The organism is Microcella indica, assembly GCF_013414345.1.
In the GTDB taxonomy this organism is placed as follows: Bacteria; Actinomycetota; Actinomycetes; order Actinomycetales; family Microbacteriaceae; genus Microcella; species Microcella indica.
On record NZ_CP058670.1, the window covers coordinates 1993991 to 2016404 of the forward strand.

Sequence of the window (22414 nt, forward strand, 5' to 3'; positions counted from 1 at the left end):
TCGCCGCTCAGCGCAGCCGCGCGAAGTCCAGTCGCACGTCGGACTCCCCGATCGTGGTCGTGAGGCTGAGGGCGTCTCCTGAGCACGCCACGGAGGCTCCCGCGAGCGGGTTGACGGTGACCGGGCGCAGGAAGAGCTCGTCGACGCTGCTGCGCTGGCCCTGCTCGACGTCGACGAGGGCGAGATCGTCCCGCTCCTCGGTGGCCTCGAGCAGCCCGTCGACGAGCCGGTACGAGCCCTCGCTCTCGCCGACGAACGAGGCGAGGGTGTCCTCCCCGCGGTTCTGCCAGGTGATGCCCACCCGAGGTTCGACGTAGTAGCGGTCGACCGTGAAGCCGAGAGTGAGATAGCCGCCGACATCGATGTCGGTTCCAGGCCCGAAGGCGAGCAAGTAGTCGTGCAGCGGCTCGTCCTCGACGCGCCAGCCGCCCACGAGGCACTCGCTCACGGTGAGCTCGACTCCGGGCGGTGGTTCGATGCCCTGCGCCTCCGAGGGATGCACGGGCGCGGGGCCCTCCGGTTCCGGCTCCGCACACCCGCCGAGCAGGAGCATGGGGGCGAGTGCGGTGAGCACGAGGGCGCGGCGCGCGTGGCGGGCGACTCCGCTCATGACCGCATCCTCTCCTCTGCGTCGAGGATTCCCCAGAATCCCGTGGTGCACAGCAAGCGTAGCCAAGGCCGCCGTGGCTGGCGAACCGGGCTGTCAGCCGTTGCGCAGGTCGGTGCGCCGGTCGCGCGCCGCACGCTCCAGGAGCCTGCCCTCCTCGCGCGCCTCCGCCGTGCCGAGCGAGAAGAGATCGTCGGCGGCCGCGCGGTTCAGAGAACGGGCACCGGGCGCGTCGGGGTCGAGCAGGTGCGGCATTCCGCGGATCACCGCGACGGGAAGGCCCAGCGCCTTCCGCTTGACGAGGTCGCCGGCTGCCGCAAGCTCGTCGCCGACCGCCGGCGCGGTCACGTCGAGCCGACGACCCTGCGCGTCGGCTTGCCCGCGCAGGTCATCCAGCAGGCGAACGCCGCTGCCGCCGATCGCGATGTCGGTCTGGCCCTCTCGCCAGGCCCGCCCGGCAGTGTCGGTGATGATGACGCCGACGTCGCCTCCGACGGCGGCACCGACTGCCGCACGGATCGCGGCGGCGCTCGCATCGGGGTCGAGCGGCAGCAGCAGCACCGTGCCCTCGGCGGTGTTACTCGCATCGACCCCCGCCGCGGCCATGACGAGCCCCAGACGGTTCTCAACGATGCGCGTCACACCACCCGGGTGCTCTCTCGTGGCGACCACCCGCACGGTCTCGTCGGTGATCGATTGCTCGCGATCGGCCGCGGAGACGATGCGACCCTCCGCCTTGCTCACGATCTTGCTCGTGACGGCGAGGATGTCGCCGGGCTCGACGCCCTGCTGCGCCGACGCTGCGGCGATGACGGCCGGGAGGTCGTCGCCCGGCGCGAACTCGGGCAGCCCGTCGAGCGCGAAGAGGGTGAGGCGCGGCGGGGTCATGCCGCCATTCTGCCGCGCGTCAGGCTTGCGAACGGCCGAGCAAGCGGGAGAACAGGCCAGGCTCGCGCTCATGCCCCGGGCAGCGCTGACTCTGGGGCACGCGACGCATGACCTGGTCGACGTGCTGACCGCATCCGGTCCAGGTGGTCTTGCCGCACTGGCGGCAGGTGATGGCAGAGCACATGGGTGCGCATCCTTTCCGTAGGGATCGCACCAGTATACCCCTGGGGGTATTGTGTCCGCACCACCGGCTCGCGCGCCTCGACGTCAGAGAGGTGAGTCGCCTCGCGCGAGAGTCTCGATGTAGCCGTCGATCTTGCGTTGGCGCGTCTCCGCGCGCTTGACGCCGCCGAGCCGGAAGATGACCCCGAAGCGCGCTTGCGCGCTGAGCCCGGCGAATGTCTGCGCCGCGGGCGGCGAGGCGTGAAGACCTGCAGCGAGTAGTCCTCGTCGAACCGGTTGATCTGGCCGTCGATCCACCCGAAGCACAGCGCTGACTCGAGCGCCTCGCCATAGGTGATGCCGGGCGCCGTCGAGGCCTTCTTGCGCATATTCAGGCGCACGCCGGGATGATCGGGATGCGCCTCGAGCCATTCCGCCCAGTCCTCGACGCGCTCGAACAGCATCACGGGTTTCTGGTCGTTGGCCACCACGGGCTCAGAGTAGGCGACACCTCCGACGGGGCGACCAGGGTGCGCGCGAGGTCACGAATCGACAACAGGGCGAGCCACCCGCTCAGAGAGGCTTGCGCCAGCCCCGGGCATCCCGCTAGATTCTCCCCGCGCCATATGACGAAAGGAGGTCGGCCATGGTTATTCACACTCAGGGAATGATTCCCACCACCGCCGGCTTCGTCGGCGTCTTCACCGCCTGAACGGCTGACGGATTCCGCCGCCGTTCCTGACGGTGGCGACGCGCTCGAAGCCCACGGCCCGCACGTGCGCGCGCCGTCGGCAGCCCGCTTCCTGTGCAGGGCTCTCCGTCGCGCGCCGCGGGCCGACGCCCCGTACCGCTCGGCATTCTCGCCGAGCGCTGGCGGCGGGCAGCCGGATCCGTCTCCCCCGGCTGTCCGTCGCCTCCCCCACGGTCACCGCAGCAGTGAAGGAACACCCCTCATGAACACGCTCTCCTCGGCCCGGCAGCGCCCGCTGACCGGCCACCCTCCGAATACGCTCGCGCCCCAGGCCCGCCCCACGCGGCCCGAACGCGTGAGCCCTCTCGACCGGCTCGCACTGCACGTGGGCCTCGCCCTCGTGCGGTGGAGCCGCCGCTCCACGGTCGCGGTGCGGCACGAGCGCCGGGCCACGCGCGTCGAGCAGCTGCTCGCGGCCGAGCGCCGTGAGCGCGCGCAGGTGCGAACCCTGCTCCTGCTCGTCCCGCCGCGATGAGCACGCTCGCGCAGCGCCGTCGAGCGCCGCGGGTCACGACCGTCGAACGCGGTCAGCGACCCCAGGCGCTCGGCGGCGCCAGCACGACGGGCACCTCGTTGTAGGCCCAGTGCGCGCCGTTGTTGTACATGCCCGACGCCCATCCTGAGAACCAGATGGCGCGCTCGACCTCCTCGGTCGGCGCCGACGCCTGGAGCGTCGCGACGATCTCGCGGTAGCGCGGCAGGGAGTGCAAGGCCTCGGCGGCGTTCTCCGCCGCGTCGACGAGGTGCACGTAGCTGCCCGTGCCACCCCCGCCACCGGACCCCCAGCCGTTGTTGAGCGGGTTGTTGCGCGTCCACCACGCATCCACGTAGTTCTCCTGACGCATCCAGCGGGTCACGACCGTGACGTTGCTGTCGGTGAGGGGAAACTCGCCCATGAGCAGCACGAGCTTCGCCCAGTCGTGGTTGGTGCCCCCGGCGATGAAGGTCTCGTAGCCGGGGGTCGCACCGAAGTCGTCACGGACGAGCTCGGGAGCCTCCACCGCCGCCGGGACGACGAACGACTGCGCGTTCGCGGTGACGAACTGCTCGAGCTCCTCCTCCGCCGTGGGCGGAGTCGCGCCCGCCGCGAGCAGGCCTACGCAGACGACCATGAGCCCCGTGAACACCCCGCGCGTGCTCGTCATGCGGGGCGATCGACGGGTCACCGAGAGTGCGCGCCTCCGTACGCGCGCAGAAGAGTGTCGGCCCCCAGTCACAACGGGAGAGTGTAGCCGCGTCGGCCGGGAGCTCACGTCCGCGGCTGGGAGCCCGCCGAGCGTCGACTCAGCCGAGGGCGCGCAGGCGAGGCGCGAGGTCGCGCTCGAAGAGCTCCAAGAAGCGCCGCTGGTCGTGGCCGGGAGCGTGGAACACGAGGTGGTTCATCCCGTAGTCCACGTACGTCGCCACCTCGGCGACGACCTCATCAGGGTCGCTGCCGACGATCCAGCGCTTCGCGATCTGCTCGATCGGCAGCGCGTCTGCGGCCTTCTCCATCTCGACCGGATCCGTGATGTCGTGCTTCTGCTCCTTGCTGAGCGACAGCGGCGACCAGAAGCGCGTGTTCTCGAGCGCGACGTCTGGGTCGGTGTCGTAGGAGATCTTGATCTCGATCATCCGGTCGAGATCCTCGAAGCGACGACCGGCGTTCTCCGCGCCCTCACCGACCGCGGGGATGAGCTCGTCCGTGTACAGCTCGGCGCCCTTGCCGGACGTGCAGATGAACCCGTCGCCGACGCGACCCGCGAAGCGCGCGACCGTCGGACCACCCGCGGCGACGTACACCGGCACGGGGTTCTCCGGGCGGTCGTAGATGCTCGCATCCTGCGTGGAGTAGAACTCGCCGCGGTAGCTCACGCGCTCCTCGGTCCACAGTTGGCGCATGAGCTCGATCGACTCGCGCAGGCGCCCGAGGCGCTCCTTGAACGCCGGCCACTCCTGCTCGCCGGCGCCGCGGAACCCGGTGGCGATCTCGTTGAGAGCCTCGCCCGTGCCGACGCCGAGGAAGACACGACCCGGGTAGAGCATCCCCATCGTGGCGAATGCCTGCGCGATGACCGCCGGGTTGTATCGGAATGTCGGCGTCATGACGGAGGTGCCGATGCGGATCGACGAGGTGCGCTCGCCCACCGCGGCCATCCAGGCGAGGGAGAACGGGGCGTGCCCGCCCTCGTGCCGCCACGGCTGGAAATGGTCGCTCACGGCGACGCTCTCCATGCCGTGCGCCTCCGCGGCGACGGCGATCTCGACCAGCTCGCGCGGATCGAACTGCTCAGCCGAAGCCTTGTACCCGAGAGTGAGGGGATGCGCCATGCCGCTACTCTGCCTCGTCTGACTGCAGGAACTCTGCGACGGCTCGCGGCACGTACGGCGCAACGTCCCCGCCGAGTGCGGCCACCTGGCGCACGAGCGAGCTCGACACGTGCGCGTGCGCCGGGTCGGGCAGCATGAACACCGTCTCGACGTCGGCGAGGTCGCGGTTCACGATCGCCATGGGCGTCTCGTAGGCGACATCCACCTGGCTGCGCACGCCCTTCACGAGAACGCTCGCGCCCACATCGGTGCAGTAGTCGACGAGCAGGCCCACGCTCCAGCCGGTGACGAGGATGCTCTGCGGCAGCGCCCGGTCAGCGATGGCGTGCTCGATGAGGGTCACACGCTGCGCGATCGGCAGCATCGCCGTCTTGCCGGGGTTGTGCACCACGACGACGTGCACCTCGTCGAAGATCGCTGCGGCCCGCTCGATGACGTCGAGGTGGCCCAGCGTGACGGGGTCGAACGACCCAGGAACAACGGCGATCCTGCTCATGACCCCACCCTATCGGCGCGCGTGTTACGACGACGTGACGGAGTCGTCGGCGCTGCCCGCGGTCAGGTCGTCCGCAGTCGGCGCGGGCGCATCAGCGTAGTCGGCCTTGACGAAGATCGGCAGGTGGTCGCTGGCCCCCTGCTCGAGAGTCGTGACGCTGCGGATGGTCAGCCCGATCGACGTCGCGAAGTCGAAGTGGCCGCGGAAGAACTTGTAGCGCGTGTACGTGCGCGCATCGCTCAAGGTCACCTCGTGCCCGGTCTGCTGCAGGCGCCGGTTCAGGAAGTCTTGGAAGACCGGGTAGTTGAAGTCCCCCACCATGAGGGTCGGCAGCGTCTCCCCGAACGTGTCGAGGGCGTCGTGCGCGGCCTTGATCTGCGTGCGCCGCAGCGAGTTGAGGGCCGTGAGCGGCGCCGCGTGGAACGACCCGAGCACGAGTTCGCGCTGCTTCGTGCGGTCGTGCAGGTGGCTGCCGAGCAGCCGCTCGAGCGCGGGCTTCGCGATGATGTCGTGCAGCGACTTCTTGAGCGCGAACGCTCTCGTCTCGAGCGCCTCGAAGCGCTCGTGGTCGTAGTAGATCGCCAGCCCCAGCCGGTTGAGCTTGGTCGCGTCGGCGAGGTGCATGGGCCCGAGGTCGGCCGGCAGGCGCTCGGTGTCGATCTCCTGCAGGCACAGCAGGTTGGGCCGGTGGTCGGCGATGAGCGCGGCGAGCTCGCCGACTGCCGCGTGCTTGCGCAGGTTGTAGCTGATCACTCTCATCGGCTTAACCCTACGACGAGCTCGGGCGCGCTCCGCAGCCTCGCGGCAGTCCCTCAGTTCTCTGCTCAGTTCTTCGCGAGGAACTCGCGGGCGTCGTCATCGAGGCGGCGCGCGAGGGCATCCTGGAGGGCCGGATGCTCCGCCAGAGCCGCATCCGCCTCGAGCACCTCGGCCGCCGCGATGCGAGCGTCGCCGATGAGGTCGCCGTCGGCGGCGACCCTCAGCAGCTTGAGGCTCGAGCGCCCGCCGCTCTGGGTCGCCCCGAGCACGTCGCCCTCGCGCCGCAGCTCGAGGTCGACCTGCGCGAGCTCGAAGCCGTCGAGCGTCGCCGCGACCGCCTCGACCCGCTCGCGCGCGAGCGTCTCGGGCAGCGCGGCGGTCACGAACAGGCACAGGCCGGGCACCCCGCCGCGCCCCACGCGGCCGCGCAGCTGGTGCAGCTGGCTCACGCCGAAGCGGTCGGCCTCGACGACGACCATCGTGGAGGCGTTCGGCACGTCCACGCCGACCTCGATGACGGTCGTGGCGACGAGCACGTCGATCTCACCGCGTGCGAAGGCCTGCATCGTGGCGTCCTTCTCCTCGGTCGACATGCGGCCGTGCAGCGGCTCGATGCGACGACCCTCGAGCGCGGGATGCGCCCTCAGGAGCGGCGTCAGCTCGGCGACCGTCGCGGGCAGGGGCGGCAGAGCATCCGGTGCCGCCTCGCTGCCGTCGCCCTCGGGAGCGAGCGCATCAGGGTCGTCCTCCACCGTCGTCGGGTCGATCGCAGGCACGACGACGAAGCCCTGGCGGCCCTGCTCGAGCTCTTCGGCGAGGCGCTGCCACGCGCGGTGCCACAGCTCGGGCCGCTCGGCGAGCGCGACGACGTGGCTCACGATCGGCACACGCCCCGCGGGCAGGATCGCGATCGTGGAGATATCGAGGTCGCCGAAGACGGTCATCGCCACCGTGCGGGGAATCGGCGTCGCCGTGAGCACGAGCACGTGCGGCGGCACGGCGCCCTTGCGGCGCAGGCTCTCGCGCTGCTCGACGCCGAAGCGGTGCTGCTCGTCGACCACCACCAGGCCGAGGTCGACGAACTGCACCTTCTCGCCGAGGAGCGCGTGGGTGCCGATCACGATGCGGGATGCCCCGCTCGCGATGCTCAGCAGGGCGCGCTTGCGCTCGGCCGCGCTCAACTGGCCGGTGAGCAGCACGGGACGCATCCGGGCCGCGCGATCGGGGCCGAGAGTGTCGACGATGCTGCGGTAGTGCTGGTGGGCGAGCACCTCGGTCGGAGCGAGCAGGGCCGACTGGCCGCCGCTCTGCGCGACCGTGAGCATCGCGCGCACCGCCACGAGGGTCTTGCCGGAGCCCACCTCGCCCTGCACGAGACGGTTCATCGGCACCTCGGCGGCGAGGTCGTGCGCGATCTCGTCGCCGACGAGCCGTTGATCGTCGGTGAGCGTCCACGGCAGCGCGGCGTCGAAGCCCGCGAGCTCATCGCCTGCGACGCGCGGTGCGGCCGGCTGCTCGCGGAGGGCCGCCCGCTGCTGCAGGAGTGCTGCCTGCAGCAGGAACGCCTCGTGGAAGCGGAGAGTGTCGCGGGCGCGGCGCCAGTGGCTGTCTTCCTCCGGCCGGTGGATCCACTGAAGGGCCTGCGTGAGGTCGAGAAGGCCGCGCTCGGTCCTCACCGGCCCGGGCACCGGGTCGTCGAGCTGCGGCAGGGTGTCGAGCACGATCGCGAGGGTCTTCGCGATCTGCCAGCTGGCCACCGTCGACGTCGCCGGATAGATCGGGATCGGCTGCATCGCCCACTTCTGGGCGTCCGTGCCGCCCGTACCGGGGTCGCGCTCGTCACCAGCCTCGAACAGCTCGTAGTCGGGATGGGCGAGCTGCCGAGCACCCCGGTACTCGCCGACCTTGCCCGCGAAGATGCCGCGCCTGCCGGGCGTGAGCTCCGCTTTGCGCCACGTCTGGTTGAAGAACGTGAGGGTCAGGACGCCCTTGCCGTCGCCGATCGCGACCTCGAGGATCGAGCCCTTGCGCTGCTTCATGGCGCGCTCGCTCACGTTCAGCACTTCTGCGACGATCGTGACCGACTCGCCGACCGTGAGCTCGCTCAGCGCCGTGAGCTCGCCGCGCCGGGCGTAGCGACGCGGGTAGTGGGCGAGCAGATCGGCCACGGTGCGCATCCCGAACGCCTTCGTCAGCGCCTTCGCCGTGCGGTCGCCCAGTACGCCGTCGAGCCGCGCATCCAGGGGGTTGGTCACGGCCCCCACGCTACCGCCGCGCGCGCTCGCGCCGCGTGCCCGCGCCCGCCCGCGCGCCCGCGCGCGCGAGCGCTTTGTGCCAGATCTGGCGCGTATGGGCGCTTGCGTTGGGGCGATGCGCCGTTTCGCGCCAGATCTGGCGCGAACGGGCGCGCGTGCGGCGACGCCCAGCGAGGGTAGCGTTGCCCTTGTGACGCGCATCATCGCCGGCTTCGCGGGCTCCCTCACCCTGCAGGTGCCGAAGTCGGGCACGCGCCCCACGAGTGACCGCGTGCGCGAGGCGATCTTCTCATCGCTCGAGGCGCGCGACCTCGTGGCGGGAGCCCGCGTGCTCGACCTGTACGCGGGCAGCGGTGCCCTCGGCCTCGAGGCGGCGAGTCGTGGGGCCGCCGAGGTCACCCTCGTCGAGCGCGCGGGCTCGGCTGCCCGCGTGTGCAGCGCCAATGCCCGACTCGTGCAGGGTCGCGCGGCGGGCGGCTCGGCCCCGAGCATCCAGGTCGTCACGAAGGCGGTCGCGACGTACCTCGCGTCGGCGACCGGCCCGTGGGACCTCGTGTTCCTCGACCCGCCCTACGAGCTCGGCGATGCGGAGCTCGAACGCGCGCTCCACCTGCTCGCCCCGCTTCTGAGCGAGGATGCCGTGGTCGTCATCGAGCGCAGCGCACGGTCCGCGCTGCCCGGCCTGCCACCGCGGCTCGAGCTCGACCGTCGTACGAGCTACGGCGACACCGCGCTGCACTGGCTCTCCGTCGTGCGCGCCCACTAGCGCCCTTTCGGCTCAGATCTGACGCGAGAGGGCGCACCGCCTCAACTCAAGCGCCCACTCGCGCCAGATCTGGCACATATGGCGGGTCGGGCGCGGGACGGGGGCTCAGGCGCGGCGCTTGAGGTAGAGCAGCGGCACCTCGATGGTCACCTCGGTGCCTTCGCCCTGCAGGGTGTGCCAGTCGATGACGCCACCGAGCTCGCCTTGGATGAGGGTGCGCACGATCTGCGTGCCGAGCCCCGAGCCGACCTTGCCCTCGCCGAGTCCGACGCCGTTGTCGCGCACTTTGACTGAGAGGGTGTCGTCGCTGCGGCTTGCGACGATCTCGACCTCGCCGTCGGGCCGCCCGGCGAGGCCGTGCTCGACGGCGTTGGTGACGAGCTCGGTGAGCGCGAGCGCGAGCGGCGTCGCGTACTCGCTCGGCAGGGTGCCGAAGCTGCCCGTGGACGTCGGGCGCACGGTCGTGGAGTGGCTCGAGGCGACTTCGGCGATGAGCATGAGCACGCGCGCGAAGACTTCGTCGAAGTCGACGTTCTGGCTGAGTCCCTCCGAGAGCGTGTCGTGGACGACGGCGATCGCCGCGACGCGGCGCATGGCCTGCGTGAGCGACTCGCGGGCGACGTCGCTGTGGGTGCGGCGGGCCTGGATGCGCAGGAGCGAGGCCACGGTCTGCAGGTTGTTCTTGACGCGGTGGTGAATCTCGCGGATCGTCGCATCCTTGGTGATGAGCTCGCGCTCCTGGTGCCGCACCTCGGTGACGTCGCGCACGAGCACGATCGCGCCGATGCGCTGGCCGTGCTGCCGCAGCGGGATCGTGCGCAGGGTGACGGTCACGCCGCGCGACTCGATGTCGGTGCGCCACGGCGCTCGCCCGGTCACGACGAGAGGCAGGGACTCGTCGACCTGCAGCTTGCCGCTCAGCAGGCGCGTGGTCACGTGCGCGAGCGACTCGCCCTCGAGCTCGCCGACGAAGCCCATGCGGTTGAAGGCGCTCAGGCCGTTGGGGCTCGCGAAGGTGACGGTGCCGTCGACGTCGAGTCGCACGAGCCCGTCGGAGGCGCGGGGCGCGCCACGTCGGGGCCCGCTGGGTGCGGTCATGTCGGGGAAGTCGCCGGCGGCGATCATCGCGAAGATGTCGTTGGCGCACTCGTTGAAGGTGAGCTCCTGGCGGCCGGGCATGCGCGCTTCGCTCAGGTTGGTGTGGCGCGTCATGACGGCGATGGGATGCTCGCTCACCCCTTTTCCGCCCGCATCGCGACTCAGCACGGGTATGGCGCGCAGCCGCGTGGGGGTCTCCTCGTACCAGTCGGGCGTGCTCGAGTCGACGATGCTTCGCGTGCTGTAGGCCTCGCTGACCTGGTCGCGCCACTCGGGCCGGATCTCCTGCCCCACGAAGTCGCGGTAGAAGAGCGTCGCCGAACTCGACGGCCGCTGGTGGGCGACGGCGACGAAGCTGCCTTCCGCGGCCGGCACCCACAGCACGATGTCGGCGAAGGCGAGGTCGGCGATGAGCTGGCCGTCGGCGATGAGCAGGTGCAGCCACTCGATGTCGGCCTCGCTCGAGGCGGCGTGCTCGTGCACCAGATCGGAGAGGGTCGACACCCCCTCAGGCTAGCCGCTGCGCCCGGGCAGGCGCGCCGCGAGTCCGCCGGCGAATCGGGAGCGGACCGGAGCGGGCCGCTCGGTGACCTCGAGCGCGTCGGCCAGCCGCGCGATGCCGGCGCGCAACGCCGAGCGGGGTGCGGCGTCGACGACACTGCGGGCGGTGAGCAGTGCCGCGTCGGCTGCGTGCGGATCGTCGTCGATGAGCACGGCGTTGCTCACCCCGCCGAAGCGATCGAGCGTCTGGCGAACCTGGCCCGCGGGGTCGAGCCCGAGCACGCTCGACCGCACGCGGTTGACGACGACGCGCACGCTCGTCGTGAGAACCACGTCGAGCAGGTCGGGGTAGGTGCGCAGCAGGCGTGCGAGCCCGAGTGGATCCGCAGCGCCCACGGCCACGACGTCGTCGGCCGCGCGCAGCGCCGCGATCGTCGCGGCGTTGCGTCGGGGTGCGAGCAGGTCGCTGCTGAGCTCTTCGTCCGTCTCGAGGTTGAAGCCGGTGTCGACGACGACGATGGGCCGCCACGCCCGGCACTCCTCCAGGACGCTCGTCACGCGCTCGGCGGAGAGCTCCGGCCAACGATGCGGGCGCCCGATACCCGTGAGCACTCGTAGCTCGCCATGCGTGCCGCGCAGCGTCGACCCGAGAGGGGCTCGCTGCGCGACCCGGTCGAGCTCGTCCGCCGTCAGGCTGCCGGACCCGGCGAGCCGGCAGGCCGCGGCGAAGCCGGGCGACTCGTCGAGCAGCCCGAGGGAGGGCGCGATCGCGCCGCCGTAGGTGTCGGCGTCGACGAGGCAGACCGGCAGTCCGCGCCCGGCGAGCTCGGCCGCGAGTCCGATCGCGACCGTCGTGCGCCCCGGAGCCCCGGCGGGGCCCCACACCGCGATGATGCGGGGCGCGAGCGATGAGGGTTCGGCGTGGAGGGCCGCGGGCGCCTCACCGCGCGGCGCGCTCCGCGTGGATCGAGCACGCTGCGGGCGCGACGTCACCGCCCGTGATGACAGTGATCGCGCTCGGTGCAGGCGAGCGTCGTCGCGCAGGTCACCGCTGCGGGGCAGGTCTGCGCCCGCTGGCGGGTCGCCGATCGGCTCGGTGTCATCGAGCGCGGCGGCCGAACCCGCGTCGCCGAGCGGCCCCGCCTCCAGGGCGGCGACGTCGATCGGGGCACCGGGTCGGGCGACCAGCTGCTCGTGCACCCCCAGTCGGCGGGCTGCCGCGCTCAGCGGTGACCCGGCGGTGACGAGCACACTGCGTACGCCCAGGAGGTCGGACGCCCCGACGACGGTGGAGGTGGCGACGTCGGGGTGGTCCGCGAGAAGGAGGACCTCGGGGGTGCTCTCCGCGAGCTGACCGACCACCTCGTCAGTGTCGAGCGCCCGCCACACCACGCGGTGCCCGGCCCGCAGGAGCGCGAGCTCGAGGGTGTCGGCGTCGAGCCCGGGAACGGCGAGTGCGATGCGCACGTCAGGGCCCGACCGCGAGCGACACGGGGATCGCGGAGAGCGCGTCGCCGTTGGCGACGGCGTGCAGGATGCGCGCGACCTCGCGCCGCGGCACGAGCAGTTCGACTCGCGCCGCCTCCGCGCCGGAGACGATGCCCTCGGGCGCCACGGTGCGCACGAGCTGAGCGCCCGAGGCGAGCACGGTCGGTGCCCCGAAGCGACCGGCTTCGAGCGCGGGCGCAGACCACAGGTCGAGAACGTCACCGGCGCGCACGGTGCCGCCGAGGTCGGTCGCCAGAGCGACGACGATCGTGGTCGAGGATGCTCCGCGCACGTCGCCGACGGCGGCGAGCGGCACGAGCTCGCCCGAGCCGATGCTGCGGCTCACGATCACACCGCCCTCGGGCAGCTGCCCGCCCCGCAGATAGGTGCTGCTATCGGGGCCGAGAGAGACGCGCCGCAGTTCGAGGTCCGCCGCGTCGACGTGCTCGCCGACCGTGAGGAGCCGCGACGCCGCGTAGACCTCGACACCATCGTCGACGGCGGCGACCACACCGACCACGCCCAGCACGGAGCCGGCGACGAGGAGGAGGCCGATGACCAGGCGCGGGTCCCGGAAGCGTAGGGAACGTGGGGCGGGCTCGTCTCTCGCCGCGCGTGCTGCCATGCGGGGTCTCCTTGTCAGGGGCGGTGTGCGTAGGCGGTCGGCATCGATACTGACGAGAGCCGACGACGCCGGTCCGCAGTTATCCACACACCGTCCCGCTCGCGCGAGTCGGCGACGATAATCGACTCATGCCCGATGACCCGCTGAACCCGATCGGTCGGTTCGTGACCCTCGCCGATGTGGCGGAGATCCTCAGTCTCTCCGCCGCTGAGGTGCTCGCGCTCGTGCGCTCCGGAGAACTGCCCGCGATCCGTCTCGGGTCGATCGGCCAGTGGAGGGTCGAGTCGAGCGTGCTCGAGTCGTTCATCGCCGACAAGTACGACGAGGCGAAGCGCATGGCACTGTGGAACGAGGCGGAGTTCGCGGATGTCGCGGAGATCTTCCCGGACCACGGGCGAAACGGTCAGAGGCGCACGAGCAGCACCTGATCGAACGGTACGAGCCTCACCTGCTGCACTGCGGTGGCACGACGCGGAGTGTCGCGATCGTGAACAGCGAGGTCGAGGTGGTCGCGGCCGACGCGATCGACGGTGCCGTGCAGATCACCGACCGCCGTCTGCACGGTGAGCGGCGTGCGGCGTCGGCACAGGTCGCGCAGCAGGAAGCTGAGGCCCAGCCGGGCCGAGAGATCGTCGCGCGCCGGAGTGGGCTCGAGGGTGCGCTGGGCCTGCTCGACATCGAGCACGAGCGATTCCACCGCCCGAAGGGGCACGACCACCTGGGCCGCGCCGAGATCGACGAGGTCTCCCGCGAGCCAATCGCGCCCGAGCGACCGCAGGCGCACCCGGGAGAGCGCACCGTCGTGGGTACGCAAGGTCAGGATGCGCCTCTCGGGCTCGCGCTCGCGCAGGACAACAGCCAGTCGACCGCGCAGCTCGAGTCGACCCAGTCGCAGGCGCTCCTCCTCCTGCTGCAGGTCGAGCTCCTCCGCGTGCAATTCGTGCTCGAGCTGCCCGGCGAGGTCGTCGAATAGATGGTCCCAGCGCATGCGGTGACGGTAGCGATCGCCCCCGACGCTCGGTCGCGGGTTTTCCACAGTTGCCCCTCGGGTCTGGACAACTGAGAATAAGTTCTGGTTGGGTAGGGTTACCCCGACCAGGGGTGCATAGACCGGTCTGCTCACGAGCGCTCCCTCGCGTGCCGACCCGACCCCCTCACCGGGAGAGGAGCCGACGGTGTCCACCGCCCTTCCGCTGCACTCGCACGCCCCCCGAGGTCGCTCCGCGGCCGCCCGCATCGCGCAGGAGGAGTTCTTCGACTACCAGCCGACGGCGTCGAGCGAACTGCCCGACCCCCGACCGCTGCTCGAGAATCTCACGCGCTGCGTCATCGAGATTCTCGCCGGCGCACGCGAGCTCGAGCAGATCGCCCGCTGGGTGACCGACGACGTCTATCGCACCCTCTTGAGCCGCTCCGTGATCAGCGCTCGCGCTCGCGCCGCGCGCCGGGCACCGACCCGTCGGCCGTCCTTCAGTCTCGGCGGCGTGCGCATCTGCGAGCCGCGGGACGGAGTCGTGGAAGCCGTGGTCGTGGTGGTCAACCGCGCCCGGTGCCGGGCTGTCGCGATCAGGCTCGAAGGGCTCGACCGTCGCTGGCGCGCGAGCGCCATCCACGTCCTCTAGCGCGAGCAGCGGCCGCGCGCTCGAGCCCACCAGCGCCCGTCGGGCCTCAGACTCGAGCGCGGTCGACCCGCTCTAGCGCTTCTTGCCCTTCTTCTCCTGCGCGCGGCGCTGGGCCCGATTCACCGGCGCAGGACCGCCCGCAGCGGGCTTGCGCTGCTGGCCGAACGCACCCGTCGCGCCGACCTGCTGCGCCCCGCCGCTCTGCTGTCCCTGGCCGCTCTGACCCTGACCGCCCTGCGCCGCGGGGCGCCGAGCCTGTCCACCCGCGCCGCCTGACCGCGCGGGAGCCGCGGCACCCGCCTGCGCGCCCGCGAAGGTGGGGCTCACCTGCTGGCCGCGCGCGACCTCGGCGGGGGCGTTCTGCAGCTGCCCGCGCTGGTTGCGCACTTCCACTTCGCCATCGGCGCTCGGCGCCGTGTAGCTGAGGTTCTGCGGCGTCTGCGGAGCGTTGAGGCCCTTCGCCGTGACCTGCGCCGTGCCCGAGCTGCCCGTCACCTCGACCTCGAGGTTGAACAGGAACCCGATCGCGTCCTCGCGGATCTGGCTCATCATGCTCTGGAAGAGCGCGAAGCCCTCGCGCTGGTACTCCACGAGCGGGTCGCGCTGCGCCATCGCGCGCAGCCCGATGCCGTCCTTCAAGTAGTCCATCTCGTAGAGGTGGTCGCGCCAACGGCGGTCGATGACGCTGAGCACGACGCGGCGCTCGAGCTCGCGCGTCGCCGAGCGGCCGAGAGACTCTTCGCGACGCTCATAGGCGAGCCGGGCATCCGACACGATCTCGCGAATCAGGAACGCACTCGTGAGCTTCGCGCCCGCCTCGCTGATGACCTCGTCGATCGTCAGGGTGATCGGGTAGAGCGTCTTGAGCTCCGTCCACAACTGGTCGAAATCCCAGTCGTCGGAGTGGCCGACAGAGGTGTGGGTCTCCACGATCTCGGTGATCGTCTGCTCGAGGAACACCTGCACGCGGTCCTGCAGGTCGTCGCCCTCGAGGATGTGGCGGCGGTCGGTGTAGATCGCCTCGCGCTGACGGTTGAGCACGTCGTCGTACTTGAGCACGTTCTTGCGAATCTCGGCGTTGCGCGACTCGACCTGCGACTGCGCCGAGCGGATCGCCCGGCTGACGACCTTCGACTCGATAGCGAGATCATCGGGCACGTTCGAGCGGCCCATGAGCGCCTCCGCGGCACCCGCGTTGAAGAGGCGCATGAGGTCGTCCTGCAGCGACAGGTAGAAGCGGCTCTCGCCGGGGTCGCCCTGTCGGCCGGAGCGACCGCGCAGCTGGTTGTCGATGCGGCGAGACTCGTGACGCTCCGTGCCGAGCACATAGAGACCGCCGACCTCGACGACCTTGTCGGCCTCCTCCTGCACCTGCTCCTGCACGCGCTCGAAGACGGCATCCCACTCCGCCTCGTACTCCTCGGGAGTGTCGACCGGCGAGAGGCCACGGTTGTTCATCTCGCTCACCGCGAGGAACTCGGCGTTGCCTCCGAGCATGATGTCGGTGCCGCGGCCGGCCATGTTCGTCGCGACCGTGACGGAGCCGACACGACCCGCCTGCGCGATGATCGCCGCCTCGCGCGAGTGGTTCTTGGCGTTGAGCACCTCGTGCTTGACGCCGCGCTTGGCGAGCAGCCTCGACAGCAGCTCGCTCTTCTCCACGCTCGTCGTGCCCACGAGCACCGGCTGGCCCTTGCCGTGGCGCTCCTCGATGTCGGCCGCGACCTGCTCGAACTTCGACTGCTCGTTCTTGTAGACGAGGTCGGGCTGGTCGATGCGCTTCATGGGCTTGTTCGTCGGGATCGCGACGACGCCGAGCTTGTACGTGCTCATGAACTCGGCGGCCTCCGTCTCGGCCGTACCCGTCATGCCCGAGAGCTTCGAGTAGAGGCGGAAGTAGTTCTGCAGGGTGACCGTCGCGAGCGTCTGGTTCTCCGCCTTGATCGTCACCCCCTCCTTCGCCTCGATCGCCTGGTGGATGCCCTCGTTATAGCGACGACCGGCGAGGATGCGGCCCGTGTGCTCGTCGACGATGAGCACCTCGCCGTTCATGACGACGTAGTCCTTGTCGCGCTTGAAGAGCGCCTGCGCCTTGATGGCGTTGTTGAGGAACGAGATGAGGGGCGTGTTCGCCGACTCGTAGAGGTTGTCGATGCCGAGGTAGTCCTCGACCTTCTCGATGCCGGGCTCGAGCACGCCGACAGTGCGCTTCTTCTCGTCCACCTCGAAGTCGGTGCCGGCGATGAGACGCTGCGAGATGCGCGCGAACTCGGCGTACCAGCGGTTCGCCTCCCCGCTCGCGGGGCCCGAGATGATGAGCGGCGTGCGCGCCTCATCGATGAGGATCGAGTCGACCTCGTCGACGATCGCGAAGTAGTGGCCGCGTTGCACCATGTCGGCCACCTGGCCGGCCATGTTGTCGCGCAGGTAGTCGAAGCCGAACTCGTTGTTCGTGCCGTAGGTGATGTCGCACGCGTACTGCTCGCGGCGCACCGCCGGGGTCTGGCCCGAGAGGATGCACCCGGTCGTCATGCCCAGCGCGCGGAAGATGCGGCCCATGAGCTCGCTCTGGTAGCTCGCCAGGTAGTCGTTGACGGTGATGACGTGCACGCCGCGCGAGGCGATCGCGTTGAGGTACGCCGCGAGGGTCGCCACGAGGGTCTTGCCCTCGCCCGTCTTCATCTCGGCGATGTTGCCGAGGTGCAGCGCCGCTCCGCCCATGAGCTGCACGTCGAAGTGGCGCAGGCCCAGCGTGCGCTTCGACGCCTCGCGCACCGCGGCGAAGGCCTCGGGCAGCAGGTCGTCGAGCGACTCGCCGTTGCTGTAGCGCTCCCGCAGCTCGGCTGTCTCGTTCATGAGCTCGTCGTCAGTGAGGTCGCTGAAGTCGTCCTCCAGCTGGTTGATCGCGTCGGCGTACGACTTCAGTCGGCGCAGGAGACGGCCTTCGCCGACCCGCAGAACACGCTCGAGAACATTCGCCACTTGGTCACTCCCCGTCATCGGGCCGCGCATGCGCCTGGGTGGGGGCACCGCGAACACGCCGCAGGCCCGCGCGAGCGCGGCGCGCCCATGCTAGCAAGCGTTCGTCGCCGCGCGGTGCGAGTGCGCGCACCGCACCGCGCGCATCCCGCTCAGCCTCGCCGGCGAGCCTTCGCGGGCGCCTCCGCCACCGGCTCCGTCTCGAGGCCGATGACGCCGTAGTTCCAGCCCGTGCGGCGATACACGACGCTCGGCCGGTCGGTCTCCGCGTCGATGAAGAGGAAGAAGTCGTGCCCCACCAGCTCCATGTGGTCGACCGCCTCGTCGACCGTCATCGACGTGGAGGGGAAGACCTTGGTGCGGATGACGACGGGGCTGTACTCATCCTCGCCCTCCGCCGGCTCGTCGCTCACGGTCGGGATCGCGCCCGTCGCGACCTTCTCGATCGTCTCCGGATCGGCAGGCGTGATGTCGACGACGCTGAAGCCATCGGCCGTCACCTCGCGCAGCGACACCGGGCGGTGCTTGCCGCGGTGCACCTTCTTCTTGTCCTTGGCCCGGCGCAGGCGCTCGAGGAGCTTGTCGATGACGATGTCGAAGGCGACGTACTTGTCGCTGCCCGACGCCTCCGCCCGCACCACGGGGCCGGGGCCGATGAGCGTCATCTCCACGCGGTCATCACCCGAATGACCCGTGCGACCGAGCTTCTCGTGATGCCGCGAGACCTTGATCTCGAGAACCTGCGCGCGATCGCTGAGGTGCTCCACCTTCTCGGCCTTCTCGGTGGCGTAGTCGCGGAACCGGTCCGTGATTCCCATATTGCGTCCGGTGATGGTGATATCCACGTCGACCTCCCTCGAGTCGGTGCGCGCCGCCCGAGATCAGGCGGTTGTCGCGCCTTCCATGTCCACACGCTAGTCCTCCCCTCCGTGCTTGTCATCGATTCGGCCGAGAGGCTCATCAGAGAATCTCCAGAGGATGCTCGACTCGCCGACCCGACGCGGCGTCGCGGCGACCACGGCGCACGCCACGACCTCGGCTCCCGCGGCTCGCAGGGCGCGCGCCGCGGCGCGCAGGGTGGAGCCGCTCGTCACGACGTCGTCGAGCAGGACCACCTGCGCACCGCGCACCCGCGGGCTCACCCGCCAGCGCGCGGCGTCGACCTCGTGGCGCTGAGCGAGCGTCAGCCGCTTCTGCGCCCGCGGTCGGCCCCGCGCGGGCCGCAGGGCACGCGTGACCCGCAGCCCGGCGCGCCGCGCGAGCAGCTCGGCCGGGTGATACCCGCGTCGGGCGGCCCCCGACGAACCACCCGGCACCGGCACGAGCAGGGGCGTCGAGCCGGGGGTCGCTCGGGCGTAGGCAGCCTCGAGCGCCGCGAGCACCGCCGGGCGCAGCGCGCGGGCGAGCTCGGTGCGGTCGTGTTCCTTGAAGGCGAGGATCACCCGGCGCGGCACGCCGTCGTAGATCAGCGGCGCAACGAGCGGCACGGGCACGTCGCCCACCTGATCCTCGGTGCCCGACGTCGCCTCGAGCATCGCGAGCCCCACCCGCGGCCGCAGCTCGGCCGCGCAGACTCGGCACAGCGCGAGGTCGGCGGCAGAGCATCCCGCACAGACGACCGGGGCGATGAGCGCCCACGCCGCCCACGCCGCACCCGCCACCGAGCCCACCGAGATCGCACCCACGCGACGATCGTGGCCCGACCCCGCTCGCCGTGCGGGGGGAGAGCGCGAGCGGTGGAGAGACGCTACTGCTGCGTCGCGAGGAAGGAGGCCCGCACGCCCGTGCTCTGCCAGCCGCTGCCGCGCGGCTCGAAGATCGCGCCGCCCTCCCCGAGCACGCGAATGCCCTCCACGCCGCTGTTGCCGCCGACGATCTGCACGGCGCTCGGGGGCAGGCCGAGCGACCGGGTGCGACCGCCGATCTCGTGCAGCTCCACGAGCGTGCCATCCTCCGTCGTCGCCACGCTCGCGACCCTCACCTCGTCGACCCAGGTGGCGTCGATGGCGCGCTCCCCCGAGATCGGCAGCTCGCGCAGCTCGCCGAGGCGCAGCGGCACCCCCGTCGCGTCGTCGCGCACGATCGCGGCGAACACGAGACGCGGCCCGGCAGCGCCGTCGAGCAGCAGCAGCACGCGCGTGTCGTCGCGTGAGACCTGCAGGGACACGATGCGCTGATCGTCGGGCAGGGCCGCCTCGACCTCGCGCGCGGTGCCGTCGAGCTCGAAGGCGACGATGCCGCCCGCGCCATCCGCCGCCACCGACCACACGAACTGGTAGCCGTCGACGCTCGGTGCGATGAGCCCCGGTCGCGCATCCAGGAGCAGGTCGGGTGCGCTGCTCGTGCGCGCGAGCCACACGCCCTCCGGCCCCAGGAGCCCCGCGATCGTGCGAGAGGGCCCCAGCACGAGGCGCGTCGCCTCCCGCTCCTCGACCGAGCCCGCGAGCGTGCCGAGCGCCTCGATCTCACCGGCCCCCGTCACGAAACCGAATCCGTCCTCCGTGAGCGCGAGAGTTCGGGCGTCCACCTGCGGCACGATCTCGGGGGCGCCCGCCGTGAAGTCGGGTATCGCGAGCACGTTCTGGTCGACGGTCACCTGCACGCCGGCGACGCCGCTCACCGCGCGGAGACTCGCCGCGAGCTGCAGCCGCAGCAGCTGACGGGCCGTGTCGCTCAACCCGAGCACCTCGTTCGTGAGGTCGACCCGCGCGACGCCATCGGCAACCTCCACGGGGGCCGCCGCGAGCTCCGTACCCTCGGGCACCGCCGACACCGTCGCATCCTGCAGCCAACTCGTCGGCGGCTCGAGCAGTGCCCGCACGAGCCGGGTCGGCACCTCCGCTCGCGCAGGGAACCACCGCAGGTCGGGTACGAGATTGCGGAAGGCGAGATCGTAGTAGTACAGCGTGTGCTGGCTGAACGCGTTGGGGAACGCCTGCTGCGAGATGAGGATGCCATCGCCGAGCTCGGCGATGCGCCACTCCCCCTCCACCTGCACGAAGTCGAACGGCGGCAACGTCTGCGAGGTCGTCGACTCGCTCGAGGTGTAGCGCCCAACCGAGTCGACCGATGCCGTCACGGGCACCGTGTACGTGAGGGTCGTGTCGTCGACGCGCTCGACGATTCCCGCCCGCGCGCGCACGAGCGTGCCCGCGTAGGGGTTCCAGGCCTCCGCGGTGTCCTCCGACAGGTAGGAGCGCGCGATGCGGTAGTTGTCCTGCGAGGCCGTCGTCGCGGCGAGGAAACCGGAGAGGATCTCCTCCTGCGTGGCGCCCTCGCTCGGGCCCGACGGCAGGAAGTCGAAGTTCGCATCGACCCCCGTGTCGATCGGTCCCCCCGCGTCGACTCCGCTCTGGAACGGCACCGAGACGCAGCCGACGAGCACGATGGCCGGCAGGGCGAGAAGGGCGAGAGCACGGCCGCGGATGCTCCGCCGCCGTGTGCGCGTCGGGCTCATCGCTCCCCCTCCCGCGCTGCGCGGTCGCCCGGCGCGTCGTCCGTCTGCAGGGCCCCGTCGAGCGGCTCCACCGGCGGCAGGTCGATCGGCGAGCGGCCGATGGCCTCGCCGCGACGCCGCGGCAGGGTGAGCCGAAAGCACGTCCCCTCGCCCAGCCGCGACCACACGTCGAGCTGGCCGCCGTGAACCTGGGCGTCCTCCGTCGCGATCGCGAGCCCCAGGCCCGTGCCACCCGTCGTGCGCTGCCGGGAGGGGTCTGCGCGCCAGAAGCGGTCGAAGACCCGCTCGAGCTGCGCCTCGTCCATGCCGAGACCGTAGTCGCGCACGGCGATCGCGATGGCATCGGCGTCCGAGTCGACGTGCACGACGATCGGCTTGCCCTCGCCGTGGTCCACGGCGTTGCCGAGAAGGTTCTGCAGCACGCGCCGCACGCGCCGGGCATCCACGTCGGCCTCGAAGTAGCCGCCCGGGGCGACGAGCCGCAGTTCGCTGCTGCGTTCGTCGGCGAGCGGGCGGATGCCCTCGAGCGACTCCTCGACGAGCCGCACGAGGTTGGTCGGCTCGACGTCGAGCTCCACCGCGCCCGCGTCGTAGCGGCTCATCTCGAGCAGGTCGGCGAGCATGACCTCGAAGCGCTCCACCTGCGTGTGCAGCAGCTCGGCGGTGCGCGCCGTCGTCGGCGTGAACTGGTCGCGCTGGTCGTAGAGCACGTCGCCCGCAAGCCGGATCGTCGTGAGCGGCGTGCGCAGCTCGTGACTCACATCGCTCACGAAGCGCTGCTGCACGCGCGAGAGGTCGGCGAGCTGGGTGATCTGCCGCTGCAGGCTGTCCGCCATGCGGTTGAAGGAACGCGCGAGCGTCGCGATGACGTCCTCACCCCGCTCGGGGATGCGCTGATCGAGCTGCCCGTCGGCGAGACGCTCGGCGGTCTCCGCCGCGAGCCGCACCGGCCCGATCGCGAGTCGCACCACGAAGTAGGTCACGAGACCGATCGTGCCGATGAGCAGGAGCGAGCCGATCACGAGGGTCTGCTGCACGAAGTCGAGGGTCTCCTGCACGTCGCGCACGTTGTAGATCAGGTAGAGCTCGTACTGCCCCGCGGTGGGCACCTCGAGCGCGCTGCCGACCACGATGCCCGGGTCTACCCGTTCCTCCTCCGGGATCGACACGGCCTGGGAGTACAGCACACCGTCGTCGGCGGCGACCTGATCGCGCAGCTCCTCCGAGATGACGCTGAGATCGAGACCCGTACTGAAGCGCGCCGTCATCGTCTGCTGCGTCACCTGACCGGGCGTGCGCAGAATCGCGAGCTGGCTGCCGCCCGGGCTCGCCGTGACGTTGCTGATCGCGAGCTGCGCCGCCTGGTTGGCCGCCTCCACGTCGATCGTGCCCGTCTGCGTCACCGAGCTGTCAAAGAGCTGCTGCGCGCTCGCGGTCGCCTGCCGCGCCTCGGCGAGCACCTGCTGCTTGCGGGCGTCGTACAGGTTCGTCGCGATGCTGATCGACATGTAGCCGCTGATGAGGGTCACGCCGACCGTCGTGAAGAGCACCGTGATCGCGACGGTACGCAACTGCAGCGAGGTGCGCCACACGTGCCGGAGCCGGCCGACCGTGCTGCGCCAGCCGTACGGCACCGGCGCGGGCATCACC

Annotated in this window: 22 protein-coding genes and 1 pseudogene; 4 read left to right on the forward strand and 19 right to left on the reverse strand. The window is 71.0% G+C overall.

Annotated features, from left to right (window positions below; translation table 11 throughout):
• Positions 1-7: 7 nt before the first annotated feature.
• From HUJ41_RS09750 to HUJ41_RS12975, 5 genes and pseudogenes are all read right to left on the reverse strand, one after another.
• Positions 8-610 carry a hypothetical protein gene (locus tag HUJ41_RS09750; RefSeq protein WP_179872392.1) on the reverse strand — a complete coding sequence of 201 codons (603 nt, stop codon included), beginning with the start codon at positions 608-610 and terminating at the stop codon, positions 8-10.
• A gap of 93 nt (positions 611-703) precedes the next feature.
• Positions 704-1495 carry a coenzyme F420-0:L-glutamate ligase gene (gene cofE, locus HUJ41_RS09755; RefSeq protein WP_179872393.1) on the reverse strand — a complete coding sequence of 264 codons (792 nt, stop codon included), beginning with the start codon at positions 1493-1495 and terminating at the stop codon, positions 704-706.
• 19 nt (positions 1496-1514) lie between these two features.
• On the reverse strand, positions 1515-1679 hold the full coding sequence (locus HUJ41_RS12970) for a hypothetical protein (protein WP_489137750.1): 165 nt from the start codon (positions 1677-1679) through the stop codon (positions 1515-1517).
• A gap of 83 nt (positions 1680-1762) precedes the next feature.
• Complete coding sequence (locus tag HUJ41_RS09760) at positions 1763-1984, reverse strand: YdeI/OmpD-associated family protein (RefSeq protein ID WP_489137751.1); 222 nt, start codon at positions 1982-1984, stop codon at positions 1763-1765.
• Positions 1903-2121: pseudogene (locus HUJ41_RS12975) on the reverse strand (YdeI/OmpD-associated family protein); the annotation flags it as partial. The pseudogene HUJ41_RS12975 and the gene HUJ41_RS09760, both read right to left, overlap by 82 nt.
• A 489-nt stretch (positions 2122-2610) precedes the next feature.
• Here HUJ41_RS12975 and HUJ41_RS09765 point away from each other — a divergent pair.
• Complete coding sequence (locus HUJ41_RS09765; RefSeq protein ID WP_179872394.1) at positions 2611-2883, forward strand: hypothetical protein; 273 nt, start codon at positions 2611-2613, stop codon at positions 2881-2883.
• 52 nt (positions 2884-2935) lie between these two features.
• On the opposite strand, the gene HUJ41_RS09770 is transcribed toward HUJ41_RS09765, so the two are convergent.
• The 5 genes from HUJ41_RS09770 to HUJ41_RS09790 all read right to left on the reverse strand — a co-directional run bounded on the left by HUJ41_RS09770 (position 2936) and on the right by HUJ41_RS09790 (position 8237).
• Positions 2936-3553, reverse strand: a complete 618-nt coding sequence (locus tag HUJ41_RS09770; RefSeq protein WP_179872395.1) for a hypothetical protein — start codon at positions 3551-3553, stop codon at positions 2936-2938.
• A gap of 139 nt (positions 3554-3692) precedes the next feature.
• Positions 3693-4718: a glucose-6-phosphate dehydrogenase (coenzyme-F420) gene (fgd, locus tag HUJ41_RS09775; RefSeq protein WP_179872396.1), complete on the reverse strand. Its 1026-nt coding sequence runs from the start codon at positions 4716-4718 to the stop codon at positions 3693-3695.
• Positions 4719-4722: 4 nt separating this feature from the next.
• On the reverse strand, positions 4723-5214 hold the full coding sequence (gene coaD / locus HUJ41_RS09780; protein ID WP_179872397.1) for a pantetheine-phosphate adenylyltransferase: 492 nt from the start codon (positions 5212-5214) through the stop codon (positions 4723-4725).
• A 24-nt stretch (positions 5215-5238) separates the two neighbouring features.
• Positions 5239-5973 (reverse strand): endonuclease/exonuclease/phosphatase family protein, encoded by a 735-nt coding sequence (locus HUJ41_RS09785; protein ID WP_179872398.1) that lies wholly within the window; start codon positions 5971-5973, stop codon positions 5239-5241.
• 65 nt (positions 5974-6038) lie between these two features.
• Positions 6039-8237, reverse strand: a complete 2199-nt coding sequence (locus tag HUJ41_RS09790; RefSeq protein WP_431356464.1) for an ATP-dependent DNA helicase RecG — start codon at positions 8235-8237, stop codon at positions 6039-6041.
• A gap of 181 nt (positions 8238-8418) precedes the next feature.
• Here HUJ41_RS09790 and rsmD point away from each other — a divergent pair, with 181 nt between their 5' ends.
• The gene (gene rsmD, locus HUJ41_RS09795) at positions 8419-8994 is read left to right on the forward strand and encodes a 16S rRNA (guanine(966)-N(2))-methyltransferase RsmD (RefSeq protein WP_179872399.1); all 576 of its coding nucleotides are present in this window, start codon (positions 8419-8421) and stop codon (positions 8992-8994) included.
• Between the two features lie 105 nt (positions 8995-9099).
• On the opposite strand, the gene HUJ41_RS09800 is transcribed toward rsmD, so the two are convergent.
• The 3 genes from HUJ41_RS09800 to HUJ41_RS09810 are packed head-to-tail and all read right to left on the reverse strand — an operon-like array spanning position 9100 to position 12706.
• Positions 9100-10596: a sensor histidine kinase gene (locus HUJ41_RS09800; protein WP_179872400.1), complete on the reverse strand. Its 1497-nt coding sequence runs from the start codon at positions 10594-10596 to the stop codon at positions 9100-9102.
• 9 nt (positions 10597-10605) lie between these two features.
• Positions 10606-12060 carry a CpaE/TadZ family protein gene (locus tag HUJ41_RS09805; protein ID WP_179872401.1) on the reverse strand — a complete coding sequence of 485 codons (1455 nt, stop codon included), beginning with the start codon at positions 12058-12060 and terminating at the stop codon, positions 10606-10608.
• 1 nt (position 12061) lies between these two features.
• Positions 12062-12706 carry a hypothetical protein gene (locus tag HUJ41_RS09810; RefSeq protein ID WP_179872402.1) on the reverse strand — a complete coding sequence of 215 codons (645 nt, stop codon included), beginning with the start codon at positions 12704-12706 and terminating at the stop codon, positions 12062-12064.
• Positions 12707-12834: 128 nt separating this feature from the next.
• On the opposite strand from HUJ41_RS09810, the gene HUJ41_RS09815 reads away from it, so the two are divergent.
• Positions 12835-13134 carry a helix-turn-helix domain-containing protein gene (locus tag HUJ41_RS09815; RefSeq protein ID WP_179872403.1) on the forward strand — a complete coding sequence of 100 codons (300 nt, stop codon included), beginning with the start codon at positions 12835-12837 and terminating at the stop codon, positions 13132-13134.
• Here the strand turns inward: HUJ41_RS09815 and HUJ41_RS09820 are convergent.
• Positions 13110-13694, reverse strand: a complete 585-nt coding sequence (locus tag HUJ41_RS09820; RefSeq protein ID WP_179872404.1) for a hypothetical protein — start codon at positions 13692-13694, stop codon at positions 13110-13112. The genes HUJ41_RS09815 and HUJ41_RS09820 overlap by 25 nt on opposite strands.
• A 187-nt stretch (positions 13695-13881) precedes the next feature.
• Here HUJ41_RS09820 and HUJ41_RS09825 point away from each other — a divergent pair, with 187 nt between their 5' ends.
• Complete coding sequence (locus HUJ41_RS09825) at positions 13882-14328, forward strand: Rv3235 family protein (RefSeq protein WP_246299210.1); 447 nt, start codon at positions 13882-13884, stop codon at positions 14326-14328.
• A 72-nt stretch (positions 14329-14400) separates the two neighbouring features.
• Here HUJ41_RS09825 and secA read toward each other — a convergent pair whose 3' ends face one another.
• The 5 genes from secA to mtrB all read right to left on the reverse strand — a co-directional run bounded on the left by secA (position 14401) and on the right by mtrB (position 22410).
• A complete protein-coding gene (secA, locus tag HUJ41_RS09830) occupies positions 14401-17310 on the reverse strand; it encodes a preprotein translocase subunit SecA (RefSeq protein ID WP_179873964.1) in 2910 nt (969 codons plus the stop codon).
• A gap of 149 nt (positions 17311-17459) precedes the next feature.
• On the reverse strand, positions 17460-18152 hold the full coding sequence (gene hpf / locus HUJ41_RS09835) for a ribosome hibernation-promoting factor, HPF/YfiA family (RefSeq protein ID WP_179872405.1): 693 nt from the start codon (positions 18150-18152) through the stop codon (positions 17460-17462).
• A gap of 69 nt (positions 18153-18221) precedes the next feature.
• The gene (locus HUJ41_RS09840) at positions 18222-18992 is read right to left on the reverse strand and encodes a ComF family protein (RefSeq protein WP_179872406.1); all 771 of its coding nucleotides are present in this window, start codon (positions 18990-18992) and stop codon (positions 18222-18224) included.
• Between the two features lie 62 nt (positions 18993-19054).
• Positions 19055-20764: an LpqB family beta-propeller domain-containing protein gene (locus HUJ41_RS09845; protein WP_179872407.1), complete on the reverse strand. Its 1710-nt coding sequence runs from the start codon at positions 20762-20764 to the stop codon at positions 19055-19057.
• Entirely contained in the window at positions 20761-22410 is a 1650-nt protein-coding gene (mtrB, locus tag HUJ41_RS09850) for an MtrAB system histidine kinase MtrB (RefSeq protein ID WP_179873965.1), read from the reverse strand. The genes HUJ41_RS09845 and mtrB overlap by 4 nt, the downstream gene beginning before the upstream one ends.
• Between the last annotated feature and the right edge of the window lie 4 nt (positions 22411-22414).

Coding starts and splice junctions, on each gene's coding strand:
- coaD (WP_179872397.1), bottom strand. CDS start 5,214: ATGAGCAGGATCGCCGTTGTTCCTGGGTCGTTCGACCCCGTCACGCTG.
- HUJ41_RS09810 (WP_179872402.1), bottom strand. CDS start 12,706: ATGGCAGCACGCGCGGCGAGAGACGAGCCCGCCCCACGTTCCCTACGC.
- mtrB (WP_179873965.1), bottom strand. CDS start 22,410: ATGCCCGCGCCGGTGCCGTACGGCTGGCGCAGCACGGTCGGCCGGCTC.
- HUJ41_RS09765 (WP_179872394.1), top strand. CDS start 2,611: ATGAACACGCTCTCCTCGGCCCGGCAGCGCCCGCTGACCGGCCACCCT.
- HUJ41_RS09785 (WP_179872398.1), bottom strand. CDS start 5,973: ATGAGAGTGATCAGCTACAACCTGCGCAAGCACGCGGCAGTCGGCGAG.
- HUJ41_RS09770 (WP_179872395.1), bottom strand. CDS start 3,553: ATGACGAGCACGCGCGGGGTGTTCACGGGGCTCATGGTCGTCTGCGTA.
- fgd (WP_179872396.1), bottom strand. CDS start 4,718: ATGGCGCATCCCCTCACTCTCGGGTACAAGGCTTCGGCTGAGCAGTTC.
- HUJ41_RS12970 (WP_489137750.1), bottom strand. CDS start 1,679: ATGTGCTCTGCCATCACCTGCCGCCAGTGCGGCAAGACCACCTGGACC.
- HUJ41_RS09820 (WP_179872404.1), bottom strand. CDS start 13,694: ATGCGCTGGGACCATCTATTCGACGACCTCGCCGGGCAGCTCGAGCAC.
- HUJ41_RS09845 (WP_179872407.1), bottom strand. CDS start 20,764: ATGAGCCCGACGCGCACACGGCGGCGGAGCATCCGCGGCCGTGCTCTC.
- HUJ41_RS09815 (WP_179872403.1), top strand. CDS start 12,835: ATGCCCGATGACCCGCTGAACCCGATCGGTCGGTTCGTGACCCTCGCC.
- HUJ41_RS09750 (WP_179872392.1), bottom strand. CDS start 610: ATGAGCGGAGTCGCCCGCCACGCGCGCCGCGCCCTCGTGCTCACCGCA.
- cofE (WP_179872393.1), bottom strand. CDS start 1,495: ATGACCCCGCCGCGCCTCACCCTCTTCGCGCTCGACGGGCTGCCCGAG.